General features: G+C 39.2%; 14 protein-coding genes and 1 riboswitch. Of the genes, 7 read left to right on the plus strand and 7 right to left on the minus strand.

Annotated elements, in window-relative coordinates; genetic code table 11:
* Nucleotides 1-450: 450 nt before the first annotated feature.
* The 6 genes from QWZ08_RS00500 to QWZ08_RS00520 all read right to left on the minus strand — a co-directional run bounded on the left by QWZ08_RS00500 (nucleotide 451) and on the right by QWZ08_RS00520 (nucleotide 4,467).
* Nucleotides 451-804, minus strand: a complete 354-nt coding sequence (locus tag QWZ08_RS00500) for a sensor histidine kinase (protein ID WP_290335192.1) — start codon at nucleotides 802-804, stop codon at nucleotides 451-453.
* 2 nt (nucleotides 805-806) lie between these two features.
* Entirely contained in the window at nucleotides 807-1,187 is a 381-nt protein-coding gene (locus QWZ08_RS00505) for an amidohydrolase family protein (protein WP_290335193.1), read from the minus strand.
* On the minus strand, nucleotides 1,174-2,430 hold the full coding sequence (locus QWZ08_RS00510) for an amidohydrolase family protein (RefSeq protein ID WP_290335194.1): 1,257 nt from the start codon (nucleotides 2,428-2,430) through the stop codon (nucleotides 1,174-1,176). The genes QWZ08_RS00505 and QWZ08_RS00510 overlap by 14 nt, the downstream gene beginning before the upstream one ends.
* A 363-nt stretch (nucleotides 2,431-2,793) precedes the next feature.
* Nucleotides 2,794-3,138: a hypothetical protein gene (locus tag QWZ08_RS00515; RefSeq protein WP_290335195.1), complete on the minus strand. Its 345-nt coding sequence runs from the start codon at nucleotides 3,136-3,138 to the stop codon at nucleotides 2,794-2,796.
* Complete coding sequence (locus QWZ08_RS28160) at nucleotides 3,119-3,490, minus strand: DUF6597 domain-containing transcriptional factor (protein ID WP_353960468.1); 372 nt, start codon at nucleotides 3,488-3,490, stop codon at nucleotides 3,119-3,121. The genes QWZ08_RS00515 and QWZ08_RS28160 overlap by 20 nt, the downstream gene beginning before the upstream one ends.
* Before the next feature lie 263 nt (nucleotides 3,491-3,753).
* The gene (locus QWZ08_RS00520; protein ID WP_290335196.1) at nucleotides 3,754-4,467 is read right to left on the minus strand and encodes a zinc metalloprotease; all 714 of its coding nucleotides are present in this window, start codon (nucleotides 4,465-4,467) and stop codon (nucleotides 3,754-3,756) included.
* 623 nt (nucleotides 4,468-5,090) lie between these two features.
* On the opposite strand from QWZ08_RS00520, the gene QWZ08_RS00525 reads away from it, so the two are divergent.
* The 5 genes from QWZ08_RS00525 (at nucleotide 5,091) to QWZ08_RS00545 (ending at nucleotide 9,873) form a co-directional block, all read left to right on the plus strand.
* Nucleotides 5,091-5,837, plus strand: a complete 747-nt coding sequence (locus QWZ08_RS00525; protein WP_290335197.1) for a ferritin-like domain-containing protein — start codon at nucleotides 5,091-5,093, stop codon at nucleotides 5,835-5,837.
* Nucleotides 5,838-5,848: 11 nt separating this feature from the next.
* Nucleotides 5,849-6,694: a ferritin-like domain-containing protein gene (locus tag QWZ08_RS00530; RefSeq protein WP_290335198.1), complete on the plus strand. Its 846-nt coding sequence runs from the start codon at nucleotides 5,849-5,851 to the stop codon at nucleotides 6,692-6,694.
* A 205-nt stretch (nucleotides 6,695-6,899) separates the two neighbouring features.
* Entirely contained in the window at nucleotides 6,900-8,060 is a 1,161-nt protein-coding gene (locus QWZ08_RS00535; protein WP_290335199.1) for an alpha/beta hydrolase, read from the plus strand.
* A 217-nt stretch (nucleotides 8,061-8,277) separates the two neighbouring features.
* Nucleotides 8,278-8,616 carry a DUF6799 domain-containing protein gene (locus QWZ08_RS00540; protein ID WP_290335200.1) on the plus strand — a complete coding sequence of 113 codons (339 nt, stop codon included), beginning with the start codon at nucleotides 8,278-8,280 and terminating at the stop codon, nucleotides 8,614-8,616.
* Nucleotides 8,617-8,823: 207 nt separating this feature from the next.
* On the plus strand, nucleotides 8,824-9,873 hold the full coding sequence (locus tag QWZ08_RS00545) for an IS481 family transposase (protein ID WP_290335202.1): 1,050 nt from the start codon (nucleotides 8,824-8,826) through the stop codon (nucleotides 9,871-9,873).
* Between the two features lie 216 nt (nucleotides 9,874-10,089).
* On the opposite strand, the gene QWZ08_RS00550 is transcribed toward QWZ08_RS00545, so the two are convergent.
* Nucleotides 10,090-11,304: a GAF domain-containing sensor histidine kinase gene (locus QWZ08_RS00550; RefSeq protein WP_290335203.1), complete on the minus strand. Its 1,215-nt coding sequence runs from the start codon at nucleotides 11,302-11,304 to the stop codon at nucleotides 10,090-10,092.
* A gap of 2,189 nt (nucleotides 11,305-13,493) precedes the next feature.
* Between QWZ08_RS00550 and QWZ08_RS00555 the strand changes: the two genes are divergently transcribed.
* The gene (locus QWZ08_RS00555) at nucleotides 13,494-16,604 is read left to right on the plus strand and encodes a PAS domain S-box protein (RefSeq protein ID WP_290335204.1); all 3,111 of its coding nucleotides are present in this window, start codon (nucleotides 13,494-13,496) and stop codon (nucleotides 16,602-16,604) included.
* A 991-nt stretch (nucleotides 16,605-17,595) separates the two neighbouring features.
* Nucleotides 17,596-17,792: riboswitch (cobalamin riboswitch) on the plus strand.
* A gap of 105 nt (nucleotides 17,793-17,897) precedes the next feature.
* Nucleotides 17,898-19,823 (plus strand): TonB-dependent receptor plug domain-containing protein, encoded by a 1,926-nt coding sequence (locus QWZ08_RS00560; protein WP_290335205.1) that lies wholly within the window; start codon nucleotides 17,898-17,900, stop codon nucleotides 19,821-19,823.
* Nucleotides 19,824-19,857 lie beyond the last annotated feature (34 nt).

Here is a 19,857-nt window from a genome sequence, read left to right on the forward strand (position 1 = left end):
AAATTGTAATTTATTGAAATGTTTCTTAAAAAACAGGACTTATTAAATTGTATGGACTTACTTTTTAGTGAGAATGAGCAAAAGGTTATTTATAGAATGAAGCAATTTGCACCAGCAACGCCCTGGTGAAAACATATAGGGGAAGCGCACAAATGGTCGTAATGACGTGTGTATTGTTCGGTTCTTGTTCGGGAATGCTTCGATACAGATTCATTATTTATCGAACATATGTCGAACAAGTCCCGAAGAAGGGCTAGCGAAAGCAGGTTGTTGGTTAGTTGTTGCACGGCATAAAATTAAATAATCAGATATCAATCCAAAACATTAGCAAAAAATGGTATTAAGTAACCAAACCTTATGCAAATATCAAAGAGGACCTTTAATACTATAAGCAAAATTGAAAGAGTTATCTACGGCATGGATGGACGAAACGGGTGCAATATTATTAATTTATGCTTTCAGCGGCAAACTAAAAAAGAAGGTTGTTCCTTCGCCTTCCTCACTTTCTACCCAAATGAGGCCCCTATGTTTGGTTATGATATGTTTAGTAATAAAAAGGCCTAAGCTCAGGCCCGGGTAAGTATGCATATTTTTTCCTTCTGCCCGGTAGAATTTATCAAACACTTTGTCCACTTCGCTCCGGGCCATCCCTATCCCAAAATCTTCTACTGAATATACCGCTACTTTATTTTCCTTTTTAAGCCTTATCAATATTCGGGAGGTTGCGGGAGAATACTTTACTGCATTTGCCACCAGGTTATTGATAACCTGTAATATCCGGTACTGGTCTGCCTGTATAAGCATTATCACGGAAATATCTGACAAACGATCTGGCTGCCTATTGATATACAATTTTGCCATCGATCACAGTCAGCACACTTGTAGTTGCCGGGAGTTGTTGAATTGGTACTGAATATGTCCTGGGATAAAACAGTTAAGTCTGCCAACATTCCTTTTACCAGCATACCTTTTTCATTTTCTTTAAACTCGGCAAATGCATTGGTCTTTGTATAGGCAATAACAGCTTGCTCTATGCTAATATTTTCATCTGGGTTTGCTTGCTGGCTGGTAATTACCATAATATCCCAAAAAGGATTTGTAGTGCCGTCGGGTGATATTCCTACTAAAATTCCTTCTGTAAGCAAAGAACGTATCGGGCTGTCGAAGGCAAACTTAGGTGTATGCATAATCAGAATACCATAGTCTTTTTATAATTTTTCGCTGATCTTTTGTGGGATCGCCGGCGGTATTGTGTTCTACCCTAACTCTTAATGGCCGCCATTGCTCCGGTGTTCCGGATTCTTGAATCAGATGAAGAACAATTCCAAAACTACTGTCAGCAGTGATGTGTATCAACAACTGGCGTTTGTTTGTTAAGGCTTCTTTCAGCATTTGCCGTATGGTATCAACCGGATAGTTTAAACGCCCATTTCCATTACCCCGGTTGTGATATGGTTTGCTGCTCAATGCATTTCCCTCTAAAGGCGTGCCATCAATACAATATTTAATTCCCGATATGGTACTCGTGGGAGTTGGGTGTGTTGGAACAACCGGCCATTCAGAAATCTGCCTGCCCTGGAGTGTCGACCTTGGCCAGGCAACAATGCGCAAACGTCGTGGAATGTTTGCGTGCTGCAACGTTGTTGTAGCTAATGAATGCGTAAATCCGGTACCCATAAAAAGGGTTGAAGTGATGCCTCCTTTTAATTGCTCCCGGGCAAAACTCTCCATCAGAGGAATGATTGCTCCAGGATAAGCCATATTGATAGCTATTCTAAAAGGCTCTTCTGCATTTTGCTGAACACCCGAAATGTTGCCATCGCTGTTTCTATCGTACCAGCCGCCAACCGGATCCTTTGCAGTGTCACTTAACCCAGCTGCGTATAATGCTTTCTTGTTAGTAACAACGCCATGTCCCCATTGCACCTGAAGCAATACAGGATTATCAGGTGCGATACTGTCAAGCGATCTGCGCATACTGGTATCAAAAAAGACAGTTGTTCCTATTTTACCTTCAATCCACTCACCGGGCTTTGCATTGACCAATAATCTTGCAACAGAATCAAGTACGGCAGCTTTACCGAGTCCTGGTACGCTGAATTCAACATGGTCAAAAGTGAGCGGTGCGGCACTAAAAGCGAAAGCGAAATGGTCATGCTGATCATTGAAACCGGGTACCACAGTCTTTCCTTCCAGGTCAATTTTTTTTGTATTGCCAGCAGCAAGTTTTTCGATTGCCGCAGTGGTTCCGGTTGCGAAAATTTTATTGTCCCTGATGGCTAACGCCTGCACGTAAAGTTGCTGTTGATTAGCGGTAAATATTTTTCCGTTGGTTAAAATGATATCGGCTGATTGAGCAAATCCATATAACCCAATACATGTTACGAAAGCCAGCAAGAAAACGCGGCGGCAGATATTTTTAACTCTCATTTTTTTTATTTAATGATTAGAAAATAGCGATACACTGCTAGCCGAAACCGAAGGCACATTCCCTGGTCAGGTTTTATGTAAATGATTACTCAGGTAAAGATATCTTGAAGAGAAGGCCAAAACATAGTACAAAACCGACATTTTAGGCCATTAAATTCCCTTCGATACCCCGATCCCCCATTTAACGTACAGGGTAGATCTAATGGTTTATCAACTGTTATACAATAACATCTGTGCTGATTCAATATCTGATTCAATATGCGAAGGATTAACACCAGCAAATTCCTGGAAATCGCGTATGAGATGCATCTGGTCGAAATACCCGCAGTCAGGAGCAATTTTTATCCAACTGATGCCCGGCTGTTATTCTTTAATTATCCAGGCCTGTGCAAATCTTACTAAACGTGAGAACAGTTTTGGCGGTAATCCTATACGTTGCTGGAATACCCGTTCAAATTGTCTTGCACTAAGGCAGGCATGAGATGCCAGTTGGTCTATTTTTATCAATCCACGTTCCTTTATAAGCAAGAGAAATACCTCGGGTAAGGCCTGTTTTAATTTTCCTGAACGTTTAATCAAAAAATCTTCAATAATTGTTTTCATTTCTATAAAAGAAACGGCGTCTTTTAATTTATCATTTACTTCGTTTACCTCCTGTCCTAAGAATTCTCTACAGTCAGACGAATCTTTACATAAAAGTTCGTTCATAGGTATTCCTAAAAAGTCGATATAGCCCACCCGGCTGAAAGCCAACTTTAATTAAATGATTACGCCCGGGTGTCATGATACGCCTGTTCGTGTTAGGACCAACGATGATTGATGATGAATGTGTTTCCTTTTGATTTGTAGCCGTATTTTGTGCATCTATACTATCTCTTACATAAAAGAATAAGCTTTGTTCAGGAAGCGGGGGGACCGAGAAATTGAATTTAGGTTTCCCTGAATCAAATTCTATTTGATGTATCATAATATTGTTTACAAATCCTTTTAAGGCTGGATGCGGTTGGTAGATTTGTTGAAACTGGGACGTGTTTAGAATTATTTTTAGGAGGCAAAGCATTACCGCCTCTTAATATTTACCAACCAAGGCCACCGGATTGGCGATATTTAAAAATGGCCCGGTATGCAACCACTGCTGGGTAAAGCTACTCATTTTGGTAATACACCTGCATTTCGGGCATTTGCTAAAATTAAATAATCCGGAAGGATTTGTATTTCCGGTACTTGTTGTTACTGGATTCATAATCAATGATGACAAAGAGACTATCCATTTTCGACTATTAATACAATGCTGTGAATGTATGCAGCCAGAAAGAAGGTTTTTTATTTTCCACCGTTTGCTTTCAGATCGTTCATACAATGATCGTCAAGCAATGGTATGAGGGTATTCATTGATCCAGCATTGGTTTCAATGCCATAAAACATCAGGCAATCGGGGTTGATGCAATGGGCGCCGTTATCCGGATCCCTGTGGGGCGACTGCATGGGTGATCCCTGGTTTACCAGTCCCAGCAAATGCCCCATTTCGTGCTGAAGCACTGTACTGAGCAGTTTTGACCTTGGTACCAGCCCTTGGCTGCCCGAGTTATCATTGATGGCCTGCCCAAAAATGCAGATAGAGGTGTTCCAGTAAGAAGTGGCAAAGGTGTTGGTTGAAGTGAAATATCCATCAGTAATTAAAATGTGTAAGGTTATTGTGTTAAGCCCGGTAAAAAAAATCCGGTTGTTCCGTTCGATTTTTACAATGTCTGTAAGGCTTAATGCCGCTTTGCCACTTGCCGCAATTGGTCGTTGCAATACCGTGATACCGCCGGGCTTATTGGTGTATGCATTTATAAAAGTAGTGAGATTGCTGATGACAGCATTATCCGGCGCAAAGCCGGGCATGCAATCTATTTGGATTTGTAATGTTGTGTACGGTGCCGCGGTTAAAAAGTCCCGGGCCGAAACACCTAGTGTTCTGTATTCGTAGTTGCCGCTGATATCCGCTTTTTGGCAGGCGCTTAACAGTAACAGGCAGGCAGCTAGTAAATACAAAACATTTTTTTTAACTGGCATATCGGTATAGCGTATTGAAGTATAAAAATAGCTTACTAACCGGTAGCAACCAATTTGTTTGCTGAACAAACCTGCGCCCTGCGGGAAGCAGGCAGGATAGAGCCGCTGATGAAACTGATTGATGCGGATAAAGGCTGGTGTTAATTTACCGCAGAAAAAACGGCCGGGGAAGTTGGTTGATTTTAAAGTTTTTTAAATTGAGTTGCTGCACTTTTAGTAATGATGTTATCAGGCACAAAAAAGTCTTTTTATCTTGCTTGTATCTGCTAAATCATCGTTTCTTTCTCTTATAAAAACCCTGCTCAATCAGTTTTGGATAAGATGATTACTTAGACAATTGAGTACTGTTTATGTCTTACATCCCGCCTTTCATTGTTCTGTTTAATCTTTAGATACTTGTACCGCATTACCTTAAACTGTTGGGGAAAAACGGGATTTAAAAGAAATAACCCGGGAATAAGATACCCGGTATTTTGATTATATCAATACTAAAAAGATGGTTTGCCATTTGTTAAATAATATTTAAAAAAATTCCCTAAAAGTGAATCTGTCTAATTTAAAATTTCGTAAACAAGTATTATCCATCATTTAAAAACAATTTTATGCCACATGATCTTTCAAAAGAAGTCCCTCTAATTCAAACATCCGTCGAGGCTGCCATGCCGCGACGAAAATTTTTAGCCTATGCAGGGCTTTCAGCAGGTGCATTGTTATTTGCTGCTTCCTGCAAAAAAGAAACCAGCCAGGATCCATCTCTAACCTCCAACGTTAATTCCCTTGGTGGTGGAAAAGACGGTGGCAAAGCCGTTGTAAGCCTTGGCTCCGGTGATATAGGTATTCTTAATTACGCCTATGCACTTGAACAACTGGAAGCGGCCTTTTACACCCGTGCGCTGCAAACCCCTTATGCAGGCATTTCGGATAAGGAAATGGAATATTTGAGCGATGTGAGAGATCATGAAATAGCGCACCGGGAATGGTTTAAGAATGTACTGGGCGATGATCGTATTGGCGGACTGATTGTTAACTTCAGTTCCATCAATTTCGATAGCAGGGACAGTGTACTCGGTACGGCAAAGGCATTGGAAGATGTGGGCGTATCCGCTTACAACGGTGCCGGAGAGCTGCTACAGAGTGCGACTTACCTGTTGTTTGCGGGTAAAATCGTTTCAGTGGAAGCCCGCCATGCAGCAGCCTTAAGGGATATGCTGAACTACGGAAGCTTTGCAGACAGTACAGCAGTGGATATGAATGGCCTCGACCTTGTTCGTACGCCTGCTGAAGTACTGGCCATTGCCAGCGGTTTCATATCCACAAAAATTATTTCAAAAGATTTACCAACCTCTTAAAATTTATTCTCATGAATTTTTCAAATATAATAGAAGAAATAGAAAAAGTTGATCCGGAAGTGTACGAAAAACTGAACGGACGACGCAGTGCAATGAAAAATTTTCTGAACTTTTCAGGAAAGGTTACCGCCGCTGCTTTACCTGTTGCAATCGGCGGTATGTTTAACAAGGCATACGCGGGCAGCCCAACCAGCACCATTACTGACGTACTTAATTTTGCACTTACGCTGGAGTACATTGAATGGGAATTTTACAAACAGGTCGTAGCATCGGGTATTATACCCAGCGCTGCAGCCATTGGCGCATTAACCACTATCCGGGATCATGAGGCGGAACACGTGGCGCTGTTGACTTCCGTCATCACTTCACTGGGTGCTACCCCTGTTTATTTTACAGCAGCCTCTTTTGATTATACCGCTAAAGGGACGTTTCCAACCGTATTTACAGATTATGGTGTACTACTGGCAGTAGCGCAAACATTTGAAGACACTGGCGTAAGGGCCTATAAAGGACAGGCAGGCAACCTGATATCCAGCAACGAAATATTAAGGGCGGCTTTACAAATACATTCTGTTGAAGCCAGGCATGCGGCGCATGTACGCGAAATGCGCAGGCGCTATGGTGCTCTTGTACCACCGGGCGTATTGTTGCAACCGTGGATAACATTGAACCAAAGTGGTATTGCCACACCTGCCGTGGATGCAAGTTATGCAGGTGAAGAGCTAACCAACCAGGCTGGTGTAAACGTGGTGGGCATTAATGGTTTCGCCATTACAGCAGAAGATGCCAGTGAGGCGTTTGATGAGCCGCTTACCAAAGAGCAGGTGGTATCCATCGTTACACCCTTTTTTGCGTAAGTAATATTTAAAAAATAAAATTAAAAGCTTAAACCAGGAATTCCGGATACGGTGTTCCTGGTTTTTTTTAACTCAAAACACTTCTTCTCTCTGCGTTGGTATAACAAAATATGCAGCACATAAAAATTACAAACCTGGTTTATCAGCGCATGTTAGAATATCAGGCATGTATATTGGGAATATCATGGTAACCAAAAAAAATAAAATGCGCATACATTACTCAATGCTTCAAAAAACAATCGCAGCGGGCATTTCTTTGCTGGTATTGCTTACCTCCTGCGGAAATAATGCTACTACCGATAAAAATACCGCAACAGACAGCACTGCTTTACAAACTGAAAAAAATAATCCGGATAAAATGAGTAAAGCGGAAAAGCTTACACCAGCCGGAGCGAAACCAGCCTGGGGAAAAGATATGACCGATCCGATGACTGTGGTAATTGAAAAATTAAGCAGCTTTGGTGCGCCGCCTTTAACAACGCTTTCCGCTCCCGAAGCCCGCAAACAGCCTTCGCCCGCTGACGCAGCTATGGGTGTTATAAAGGACCATAACATTTTAGTACCTCCGGATAATACAGATACAACAGGTAAGGATATCGCTGTAGCCGGAGGAACCATACATGCAAGAATTTACACCCCTAAAACTGGCAAAAGCATCTACCCTGTGATTGTATATTATCATGGCGGTGGCTGGGTTATTGCCGATTTAAATACCTATGGTGCATCAGCGCAGGGTATGGCGGAGCAGGCAGAAGCAGTAGTGGTGTCAGTAGCTTACAGGCAGGCACCCGAACATAAATTTCCAACAGCACACAATGACTGCTATGCCGCATATGAATGGACTGTAAAAAACGCCGCCTCTATAAAAGGAGATTCAAAACGAATTGCTTTAGTGGGGGAAAGTGCAGGTGGTAATCTTGCAGCGGCGGTAAGTATGATGGCGAGGGATAAAAAATTCCAGATGCCGGTGCATGAAGTATTGGTATATCCGATTGCAGGATATGATTTTGCAACAGCATCCTATAAAGAAAGCGACAGTACCAAACCGTTGAGTTCAGGACTGATGAAATGGTTTTTTCAACAATACCTCAATAGCCCGGCGGATGGTAAAAACCCAATGATCTCCCTGGTAACAGCCAACGTAACCGGGTTACCACCAACTACTATTATTGGTGCAGAATATGATCCATTAAGAAGCGAGGGTGAGTTACTGAAGGACAATTTTAAGAAGGCCGGCGTTACCACAAACTATAAAATGTACAGAGGTGTAACGCATGAGTTTTTCGGTATGGCGGCTGTTTTGCCAGAGGCAAAAGATGCACAGGAATTTGCCGCAGGCGAATTAAAAAAGGCTTTTTATAAATAAATTTTACAAGCGGAATTCGGCGCAGAAGGGATTGCTGACAGGTCGTTGTCAGACAGGTTGTTGCTACAGATCCCGATGGATTAAACCGTTAACACAAATTTAAATAACCAGCGGTTGATGATTGCAACCCGGATATTTAGACTTTCGTATTTAACTGAGATATATTTTTTTTAACCGGTGATACCAGCTTCGCTGACAACACCACAAACTTGCAGGTATGAAAAAATTGCTAATTATTGCTATTGCTTTTACTTTAGGAGGCACTGCCTTCGCACAGGAAAAAATGGACAAGATAGATCACAAGATGAGTCATAAAATGGGTATGAAAAAAGACTGCGTGATGATGAAGGACGGAAAAATGATGATGATGAAGAACGGGAAAATGATGGCCATGGACAAAGACATGACCATGCATGATGGTACTGTCTGTATGATGGATGGCACCTGTAAAATGAAGGATGGAACAACCATGATGATGAAGGAAGGAGAAACCTGTGATATGGACGGAAAGATGAGCCACATGAAAATGGGTAAGGGAATGAAGCACAAAATGTAATTTCGATGCTGACAGCAAAAAACTCCCAAATTAATGGGAGTTTTTTAATATTTTTATTATAGGTGAACGCAATGCGAACCGTTGGGGTCAGCTGCTTTTAAAGCTTTCGGTAACCTACCTTTATATGAAGTAGTCAATATTTAATCTGACAATTGGGATTAATTTTAAGTTACCACACTTATTTAAATAACCCCAAAATGTCAGATTATGAAACAAGAATCGAAATTAATCAAAACCAAGTTAGGTCTGCTAAATCTTGCAGAACATTTAGGCAATGTCTCCCAGGCATGTAAAGTAATGGGCTACAGCCGGGATAGTTTCTACCGCATCAAAGAGATGTACGATACTGGTGGTGAAGCAGCCTTAAAGGAGGTTAGCCGCAGTAAACCAATCTTAAAAAACCGGGTTGATCCGGAAGTGGAAACAGCAGTTGTAAAAATGGCTTTTGAGTTTCCTGCATATGGTCAGTCAAGAGCCTGTAATGAACTTCGTAAACTGGGTATTTTTATTTCACCAGGCGGTGTTCGAAGTGTTTGGCTGCGCAACGATCTGGAAGTGTTTGACAAGCGCCTGAAGGCTTTAGAAGCCCGTGTTGCTCAGGATGGTATTATCCTGACCGAAGCCCAGGTTATTGCCATGGAACGCAAGAAAGAAAAGAGAGAAGCCTTCGGTGAAATAGAAACCGAACATCCAGGTTATCTCGGTTCACAAGACACTTACTACGTGGGCAATATCAAAGGAGTTGGCCGTATCTATCAACAGACATTTATTGATACTTATAGTCGTGTTGCTTTTGCCAAACTCTACCAAAGCAAACATGCCATCACTTCAGCAGACGTGCTCAATGACCGGGTGTTACCTTTCTTTGAAGAACAGGAAATTCCACTGCTCAGAATCCTTACTGACCGTGGTACAGAATACAACGGTAAACCGGAGCACCATGAGTACCAGTTGTACCTGCAGATTGAAGGTATTGATCACAGCAAAACAAAGGTCCGCCATCCACAGAGTAACGGCATTTGCGAACGTCTTCACCGAACTATACAGGAGGAATTTTATGCCGTTGCTTTCAGGAAAAAACTGTACGATAACCTGGAGGATTTACAACAGGACCTTGATCAATGGATAAAGTTTTACAATCATCAGAGACCCCATAGTGGCAGGTATTGTTTTGGTAAAACCCCGATGGAAACTTTCAAGGATTCCATTAACTTAGCAAGGAAGAAGTTTTTAGGGCAGGTCACACCGGCTGCATAAAACAATATATATCCTGACCCTATAAAACTAAAAACCCTTTATTGTCCGATTAAATACTGTCTATTACACTTTATATACTGTATATTTTTTGTCGATAACTGGTTTCTTCGCTTTTTAAAACCCTTAGATTAATTCTCATAGAACAATCCTTCGCGACCAATGACGGGTTGGGTGTTTATTTTAGACTTGAAATTGTTTTTCTTGATTAAAATTGTTTCAGTTCTTATTAAAAGGAATACAGATTTTAAAAGTTGAACCTGTATTTTTTTCAGAAGTAACCATTATTTTACCTCCGCATGTTTCCAATATGTTTTTTACCGATGCAAGACCAATACCTGTTCCAGTATTACCAAACCTGTCAATTTTATTAAGTGTTTGTCTTTCTTTAAAGATTTTAGCTAAATCCTGCTTTTCCATTCCTGAACCATTATCAGAAATTTGAAAATAATGGAAAGAATTATCACTCATACAAGTAATATTAATTTCACCCTTTTCTTTGTCATTGTATTTAATCGCATTAGTGATTAGATTTTGAAATACCTGTTGCAATGAAATTTTATTCATTGGCACTTTTGGAAATTCGCCTTTTAAATTTATTTCAATATCTGCTGGCGGAGCCACTAAATCAATTACTTTAATTAAGACGGAGTGAGAATCTATTAACGTTTCAGACCTTCGTGCATCTTTATTTATGTTCTCAGATTGGATTAGTATCTCATCAATAAATACTAAAAGTTCCTTTGCACTTTTATCAATTAGGTCAAAATACTGAACAGCATTTTCATCAAAATGCTGTTCATAATTTTTTTTGAAAGAACGTGAAACTAATAAAATATTTGCCAGGGGAGTTTTCATGTCATGTGAAACGATATGAGCAAAGCTTTTTAGATTCTTATTTGCTTCCTTTAATTTCTTTTGTATGAGATTGAGTTCCTTTATTTTTTTTTGCAATTCTAGTCTGGTAACAACTTGTTGAGCTAAACCTTTTAAAGCATCACATTGTTCATCAGTAAGATTATTAATTTTTCCATCTAATACGCAAATAGACCCTAAAACAAAACCATCTGGAGTAATAAGAGGGGCGCCAGCATAAAAAACTGCATTGGGCTCGCCTGTAACCAATGGGTTTTGGTAAAATCTCTCATCTACTCTTAAATCCGGAACTACAAGTACTTTATCAGGATCAATTATAGTATAATTACAAAATGAAAGTTCACGAGGGGTTTCTTTTATACTTATGCCTAAATGAGATTTAAACCACTGCCTGTCTTTATCCAAAAAAGTTATTAACGAAGCAGGTACATTGCATATTTGTGCGGCTATTTTCGTAATAGAATCGTATTCTTTTTCAGAAAGCGTGTCAAGAATACCATAATCATACAAGGCTTGTAACCGTTGTTTTTCATTTTTAGGTAATGGATATAATTGCATAATTTTTATTACAGCTAACGTATAAATCGTGTAAAAATTGCTATAAAATAAATTACAAACCAAGGCATACAAAGACAGTTTCTAAAATACCCCGCTCTAAATAAATGTAATGATTCATGCTATAGATTAATGTGTGGCGCTATTAAAATATTTGTAGCCAGAACAGTTGCCTGCTATAAAAACCATACAAGAGCCGAAACCGCAGCTCTATAATCCCTTGCCACTACAGGGATGGGAAGAAACAGCAAAAAATATATTGGAATGCGTGGCGTAAAAAAGCAACTGCTATCTGCAGACTGCAGCAGCTATGGCGTAATAAAAAATTAAGTAAGCTTTTGAAGATGTTGTCAGCAGATATTTAAATAATCAACTACTAAAGAGTGTTCGTCGCAAAACCATGCTGTTATAATACGGCTTACTTAAAAGCAACGCCACCAAATTAGCTGCATTGTTTTATGCGATGTAAATCTGTAAAAATTAATTTAACTAATTTGTGTTTTGGTAAATTTGTTTTCTCTGAAGCAATACAAATAGTTATCCTTAGAAGTTGTATAAAAACAGTACGGTTATTTTCTGTCATTACATTGATTTGAAAATATGATCGGAATGTTTGTATCAGTATTTCTTCCGCTTGTTCAGTGTTGTGTGAGATCCCCCAGATGAGCCCATATAAAGGCGCACTATAATTATCATAGATGTTTTCAAAGAAGGATTCTTTTTTTTTATCGGGGAATGAAGTCATAAAAGTTTTTAACTTACTAATGACAACATTAGTTACAAAGTTTAACCCAATTTTTTTGTTTAACTTTAATTATTTATATCTCCTTATTCAATTCACAAAGCTTTCATTTAATGTAATTTCAATATAATTGCTGAGAATAGTAATCTACACAATGAGAATAAAATAGATGAAAAACTAAATTACCGGGTGACTATTTGCAGCTAACGGGAGGTTGTGAAAAAACTTTGCAGTAAAACCAATATACAATGTAAATAGCTGAAATGGCGTATGGTTTTAACGCTTAACAGCATGCAGTTTATATAAGGAAACGACCGGCATCGAACTTGCTTAATTACGCCTGATGGCCCGGGTATGTGCTTATATTGCAATAACGCTGATGGACGCATTTATAGAGAAACTTGATTTTCAAAAATGAGGTTTTACGGGTATTCTTCACAAAAGCGAAGGCCGTCCATGGTAAGCACCCGGGGTGCTTTTAAAATTTTGTCTGTATATCTCAACAAAATCCGCACCAGCCGAAAGCTGGAAAAAGAATGCAGCCGCAACATTGCCGCCTTCATCATTTTAGTTTTTTCATTTGACGGCAAGTCTCGTTTATAATCAAGAAAGCAGCCTGAACCCAAAAGCATTAGACTGATGAACCAAAATAATAACTGTCTTAAAAGTGAATTATAAAAAGAGATCAAAACATCAAAACATAAAAACACAACAGTAAAATTCGTCGCAATGTCCAGGGCTTTATAATCTTGGGATAAATACTTCATTCTTACCTCACTAATACTTTTGATAGCTGAATACCATACAATGCAATAATTTTCGCAACATTTGTGAGTTTATACTCGTTCTTCTTTAAAATCAATTATAATAAGCTCATTAACTAATTCCACTTTATTCTGTTTAGATGAAACTTACGAGCTATTTTTTGTTACTATTGAAACTTTATTATTATGCGTTCAGTTTGCCTTAATCTTTAAATTGTTAAGGAGTGCATAATATACAATACCTTTTTATGTAAAATACTTTGTGAGCAAATCAATTTACAAAGTATTCGTACTGATAACAATATAACACGTTTAGAAGTTGGTAGAGTAATTAAGCAACAATTGGCTGTTAACCGGAGCGATTCTGAATAAGCATTTGATTTATTCAAAGTTGTTTAGCGGGTTTGTGTTACTGTATGATTTTGTTTATGAGGATACAAGTCATGATTTATCAGGGCAGGTGGCAGGTAATAAAATGTATTTTTTATTAGAAAAATTCCGGCACAATATTTAATATCTTTAATCTTATAAAAAACAATCTCTTATTACGAACAAAGAAATTTAAAAGGGGGAAGTAGTAAAACCGCCCTGGAAGTTTTTACGAAGGTTTCCGTTTGCAAACCGGTTTCAATTTCAGTCTGCGCATAAAGCCAAATATGTAATCCAAGCTTAAACATATTATTTGAATGAGTATTAATACTACGGGACATTATTTTCTTATGGGCGGAGGAGAAATGGGGCAACTGATAAGGGCAAAGGATTGGAGCAAAACACCTTTGGGAGACCCTGCAACCTGGCCGCAAAGCCTTCGCACAATGGTTGCTGTAATGCTTGACAATCCTTTTGGCATGTATATAGCATGGGGAGATGAGTATACCCAGTTATACAACGACGGATACCGCCCCATTCTTGGTGCTACCAAACATCCCGCCGCTTTGGGGATTGGCACACGCCAGACGTTTGAAGAAGTATGGCATATCATAGGGCCAATGTTTGATGGAGTAATGAAAGGAAAAGCGGTTGGCTTTCCGGATTTTATGTTACCGTTAAACAGGAACGGTTTTGTAGAAGAATGTTATTTCGATTTTTCATACAGCCCCATCAGAAAAGATAATGGAGAAGTAGGTGGGGTGCTGGTGACCGTTATTGAAACCACCAACAAAAAAAAAGCAGAAGAAGCTTTAACAGAAAGTGAACAACGTTTCAGGGACACAGTTAAACAAGCTCCTGTCGGCATAACTATTTTGAGGGGTAGAGAATTTACAGTGGAAATGGCAAATGATGCATACCTGCAATTGCTGGATAGAAATGAAAAGGAATTTGTAGGCAATCCTTTATTTCATTCATTGCCTGAAGTAGAAGAAGTTGTCCATCCTTTACTGGACAGTGTTTTGAATACAGGGGTGTCCTACCATGGTAATGAAGTTCCTATTCCCGTAAATCGGTACGGGAAGCACGAAATATCTTATTTCGATTTTTTATATCATCCGCTGAAAGAAAAAGATGGGACTATTTCGGGTATTATAGTTACTGTTACCGAGGTGAGTGAAAAAGTAACTGCAAGAAAAAATATAGAGGCAAGTGAAGAACAGTTCAGCACGCTGGCTGAAAATATGGAAAACCTTGCCTGGCTTGCTGATGGTGAGGGTTTCATTTACTGGTACAATAAACGTTGGTATGATTATACCGGAACCACGCTGGAAGGGATTAAAGGCTGGGGATGGCAAAAAGTGCATCATCCGGATCATGTGGACAGGATACTGAATTTTGTAAAAGAAGCCTGGCATAAAAACGAACCGTTTGAACTTACTTTTCCCCTGCGTGGAAAGGATGGTGAATACAGATGGTTCCTCACCCGTGCCTACCCCATTACTGATGAGCAGGGGAGAGTGATGCGATGGATTGGAACCAACACCAATATTGATGAACAGCAAAAGGCAGCAGAAGAAATAAAATACCGCAAAGCCCTTTTAGAAGCACACAATGAATCGAGCGCCGATGGTATTTTGCTCACCAATGATAAAGGGAAAATTATTTCTTTCAACAAGCGTTACACTGAAATATGGAACATGCCACAGCATATTGCCGATACTTTAGATGATGAAGCCATTGTAAATTATACCTTATCGCAACTGGAAGATCCGGGTCCGTTAATTGAACTGAATAAATACATTTTTCAGCATCCGTTGGAACCCGGCAGCATACAACTAAAGTTTAAAGATGGTAAAATAGTAGAACGGCATAACTATGCAGTGATAGGTGAAGACGGAAGTTTTTACGGCGTATCACTTACCTACCGGGATATTACCGAACAGAAATCTGCACAATTGATGCTTGAATACCGCAAAGCATTGCTGGAAGCTCACAATGAGTCCAGTTTTGATGGACTTTTATTGGTAGATGCAAAGGGAAAAATAATTTCTTACAATCACCGCTTTGTTGAAATATGGGATATGCCCCAGTACATTGTGGAACAAAAAAATGATGAAGCTGCCCTTGCTTTTGCTATCACACAATTGGTAAACCCACAGCAGTTTGTTGAAAAAGTAAAATGGCTGTATAACCACCCTGATGAAACCAGTACAGACATACTTGAATTTAAGGATGGTAAAATGGTAGAGCGGCATGGTTACCCCGTTACAGCCAAAAATGGCAGTTATTATGCCTGGAGCTGGACCTTCAGGGATATAACAGAAATAAAAAAAGCGGAAATTATTTTAAAGGAAAGTGAAGCGCACTTCAGGCAACTGGCTGAATTGATGCCGGATAAAGTAATTTCTGCCGATCCTTCGGGCATGGTAACCTTTTACAGCAGGAACTGGGAATATTATACAGGTATTTCGAGGGAACGGTTGTATAATGAAGGTTATAGTATGCTGATGCATCCTGATGAAGTTGATAGGTTAGCAAAACGCTGGCAGCATTCCGTGGAAACGGGTAATGATTTTGAAATGGAATTGCGGATACGCAATAGTACCGGCACCTATCAATGGCACCTTGTCCGTGCCAGTGCTGTAAAAGATGAACACGGTAATGTTATTAAGTGGATTGGCAGCATGACCGATATACAAAAACTGAAAGAAGAAGAGCAAAGAAAAGGGGATTTTATAGGCATGGTAAGCCATGAATTAAAAACACCGGTTACCTCCATAAAAGGGTATGTACAAATGTTGATGAGTATGCTGGAAAATGTACCTGAAACTCAGTTAGGAGGTTTACCGCTTGAGTCTTTTTTAAACAGGATAGACAGCCAGATAATAAGTTTAACCAGGTTAATTACAGAAATGCTGGACCTTACAAGGCTTGAAACCGGTAAACTGGAATTAAGAAAAGAATTGTTCAGCCTGGATCAACTCGTGAACAAAACAATTCAGGACATCATGTTCATTAATACTAAGTATGTTATTCGCCTGCAAGTAGATTTTATGGGAAACGTATACGGAGATGAAGACCGCATAGCACAGGTGCTGATCAATCTGATCAATAATGCTATTAAATATTCAGATGACATGAATCCGGTAGATGTATACATTCACCAATCCCCGCCTGACCAGATATCAGTAAGTATAAAGGACTACGGAATTGGGATCGGTAAGGCTGACCAGGAAAAAATATTTGAACGTTTTTACCGTGCGGTAGGCGAAAGTGAATACACTTATCCTGGTTTTGGTATAGGTTTATTTATCGCCAAACAGATTATGGAACGGCATCATGGTTCTGTATCGGTTGAGAGTGAAAAAGGAAAAGGATCAGTATTTACCATTACATTGCCCTTGGCTACGGAAAATAAAATGTAAGAGCTGTATGCTAAGTGAGCTACTGAACATTTGAATGAGTATAACTAAAAACAATCATTGTGTAAAGATAGATGTAACACTTCAACATTATTAATTGAGCTAGTCAATATTTAATCTGACAATTGCGATTAATTTTAAGTTGCCACACTTGCATTCAGGCGCTTATAAAACATTTATTATCCCTGTCAAAGCCCAGGTTATTGCCATGGAAGCCAAGAAAGAAAAGAGACAAGCCTTCGGTAAAAGAGAAACCGGAAATCCAGTTTATCCTGGTTCACAAGACATTTACTGCTGGGCAATATCAAAGGAGTTGGCCGTATCTAGCAGCAGACGTTTATTGATACGTATAGCCGTATTGCTTTGCCAAATTTTACCAAAATCAAGCATGTCATCACCTCAGCAGACGTGCTCAACGACCGGTTGTTACCTTTCTTGAAGAACAGCAAATTCCACTGCTCAGAATCCTTATTGACCGCGGTGCCGTGAAGATATTTTTTGTGTAAGTTTTTGAATTGTTTATTAAAAGAAACTATGTTCAGATTTAGATAGACCAAAATAAAAGATTTGAGGATGTTATCTATTAGCGGGTAAACACCCTGTTCAGCTTTCTTTCGTACTGCTATATTAATCATGGTAGTGCAGCATATGGTTGACTGTTTCATTATGGAAAATCAGAGATGAAAGTTCAACGAGTATCCTTTCACCGGTTTTTTAATATCCGTCAATTCTCCTGATGCAAGCATTGTGACCTGCCTGTGGTCTAACTTTTTTTTCACGATCTTTTCGCTGTGATCAATAATACCCTGACGGCGAAGTTGCTTCAGTTCATTTTCTTTATAGCAAATAGTTTAAAGACGGCCTTATTGGCTTTGATAAAGGTGAAAATGGTTTTAGTTCTTAAACTGAATGACGCAAGATAAGTTTGAGGTTACTTGCTGAAATCGGTTTTTGCACATTGTAATAAATCAATTTGCAAATTCATTACCAAAGGTTACTTTTGCTGCTAATTGGTTCCGATGCATTCACAATGCAAAGGATTAAAAGGGAATCCGGTGTAAATCCGGAGCTATCCCCGTAGCTGTAAGCTCCTTAAAAGGTTGTTCAATCTTCACGCCACTGTCCGAAAAAGACGGGAAGGCTTTGAACAATGGAGTAAGTCAGAAGACCTGCCGGTTAAATTAACAATCATTCAGCTTTCGGGTGAAAGGCAGGAGATGTAATAGCCGTGGGGCATTTATATTTCTATCTTTTTTATTTGCCGGAAGCAGTCACAACAAAAACATTTTCTGTAAAATGAAAAGAAAATTTTTAGTTATGGCTGCTGTCATCATCAGCAGTCAACTCCAGGCGCAGGATTCTACCTTCACCAAACAATTGGATGAGCTAATCGTAACCGCCACCAAATTTCAGCAAAAGCAACATACTACAGGCAAACTAGTAACAGTGATTGACCAAGCCACATTGCAGCGCAATGCCGGTAAAACAATTACTGAAATTATCAACTACCAAACAGGTATTTTTATTAATGGTGCAAATAATAATTTAGGTACCAACCAGGATGTCTATCTCCGTGGAGCAGGTACTGGCAACACGTTGATATTAATAGATGGTTTACCTGTTGGAGATCCGTCACAAATAGACAATAGTTTCGATTTAAATAATATTGCTGTTGACCAGGTAGAACGCATTGAAATTTTAAAGGGCGCTCAAAGTACCTTGTGGGGAAGCGATGCTGTGGCAGGTGTCATTAATATCATCACTAAGAAGGGAGGTAAAAATAAAATTTCACCTTCAGCAATGCTTAGTTATGGTAGTTACAATACGATTCGTGGTAATGCAGGTATGGGTGGTAGCATTGAAAAATTCAGCTACAATGTGGGATATAATTTTACCAACAGCAAAGGCTTCTCTTCGGCTTATGACAGCACGGGAACGAAAGATTTTGAAAAAGATAAATTTGCCCAGCATAACATACAAGCCAACCTTGGCTATAAAATAAATAACCGTCTTTCAGCAAAAGGATACTATAGTTTTACAAAATATAAAGCCAGCATTGATGCCGGCCCGTTTCAAGATGACAAGGATGACGTGTTTAATAATAAAAATAGCATCAGCAACCTGGAGCTGGCATACACTGTTTCAAAACTGCAGCTACATTTATCGCAAAGCTTTGTAAAAGCGCAAAGGGTTTATACAGACGACAGTGCCAGTGTGGGCGGTTTCGCTAAATATTCAAAAGGTCATTTTAATGGCAATTCCAACATTACTGAATTATTTGGCAACATCACATTGGCTAAAAGACTGTCCCTGGTGTCGGGTGTGCAATACATCAGCCAGAAAACCAGCCAGGATTATTTAAGTATCAGCGATTATGGCGTGTATAAAACAGCACTGGGAGACAGCGCTAAAACAAACACTTTTTCTGCTTACAATTCTTTAGTGTTAACGGATGTTAGCGGCTTTAATCTGGAAGCAGGTTTTCGTTACAATCACCATGACATCTATGGAAACAATACAACCTATACATTCAATCCTTCTTACAATATTGATGACAACACAAAACTGTTTATAAATATTTCTTCCGCCTATAAAATTCCATCGCTTTATCAATTATACAGTGAGTATGGCAACAAGGATTTAAAACCCGAAACAAGTAACAACTACGAGATGGGTGTGCAAACATTCAGTAACAATAAAAGAAACTCTTTCAGGATCGTTGGGTTTAAAAGGGATATTAAAGACCTGATTATTTTTTATACCGACCCGGCAACTTATGCAAGTCTATACATTAATCGTGATGAACAGCATGATTACGGTTTTGAACTTGAAAGTAGCATTGCCATTGGCAAAAAGGGGAACTGGACAAATAATTTTACTTATGTAGATGGTGAAGGAATGAACAATGCTGTGAAAGTAAAGAACCTTTACCGCCGCCCCAATTTTACCATGAATAGTTTGCTTACACTACAACCCACAAAAGGCTTTACATTAATGCCTTCTTTCCGTTTTATAGGTACAAGATTAAAAGGAGAATATGATTTAGGGCCGGCACAAATGCCACAGTATTATACCATTGATTGTTATTTGGGTTATCAATTTACAAAACAGTTCAATGTATTTGTAGACCTTCGAAATATTACCAATCAGCAATATTTTGATGTAGTTGGGTATAATAGCAAAAAGTTCAATGTAATGACAGGCTTAAGTTTTTCTTTATAATATTTACAGCAGGTGGCTAACTGCTGCCTGCTTC

It is taken from the genome of Ferruginibacter paludis (assembly GCF_030409685.1).
Classification (GTDB): domain Bacteria; phylum Bacteroidota; class Bacteroidia; order Chitinophagales; family Chitinophagaceae; genus Ferruginibacter; species Ferruginibacter paludis.

Coding starts and splice junctions, on each gene's coding strand:
- QWZ08_RS00500 (WP_290335192.1), bottom strand. CDS start 804: ATGCTTATACAGGCAGACCAGTACCGGATATTACAGGTTATCAATAAC.
- QWZ08_RS00540 (WP_290335200.1), top strand. CDS start 8,278: ATGAAAAAATTGCTAATTATTGCTATTGCTTTTACTTTAGGAGGCACT.
- QWZ08_RS00560 (WP_290335205.1), top strand. CDS start 17,898: ATGAAAAGAAAATTTTTAGTTATGGCTGCTGTCATCATCAGCAGTCAA.
- QWZ08_RS00515 (WP_290335195.1), bottom strand. CDS start 3,138: ATGAACGAACTTTTATGTAAAGATTCGTCTGACTGTAGAGAATTCTTA.
- QWZ08_RS00555 (WP_290335204.1), top strand. CDS start 13,494: ATGAGTATTAATACTACGGGACATTATTTTCTTATGGGCGGAGGAGAA.
- QWZ08_RS28160 (WP_353960468.1), bottom strand. CDS start 3,490: ATGCTTTGCCTCCTAAAAATAATTCTAAACACGTCCCAGTTTCAACAA.
- QWZ08_RS00525 (WP_290335197.1), top strand. CDS start 5,091: ATGCCACATGATCTTTCAAAAGAAGTCCCTCTAATTCAAACATCCGTC.
- QWZ08_RS00545 (WP_290335202.1), top strand. CDS start 8,824: ATGAAACAAGAATCGAAATTAATCAAAACCAAGTTAGGTCTGCTAAAT.
- QWZ08_RS00535 (WP_290335199.1), top strand. CDS start 6,900: ATGCGCATACATTACTCAATGCTTCAAAAAACAATCGCAGCGGGCATT.
- QWZ08_RS00505 (WP_290335193.1), bottom strand. CDS start 1,187: ATGCATACACCTAAGTTTGCCTTCGACAGCCCGATACGTTCTTTGCTT.
- QWZ08_RS00550 (WP_290335203.1), bottom strand. CDS start 11,304: ATGCAATTATATCCATTACCTAAAAATGAAAAACAACGGTTACAAGCC.
- QWZ08_RS00530 (WP_290335198.1), top strand. CDS start 5,849: ATGAATTTTTCAAATATAATAGAAGAAATAGAAAAAGTTGATCCGGAA.
- QWZ08_RS00510 (WP_290335194.1), bottom strand. CDS start 2,430: ATGAGAGTTAAAAATATCTGCCGCCGCGTTTTCTTGCTGGCTTTCGTA.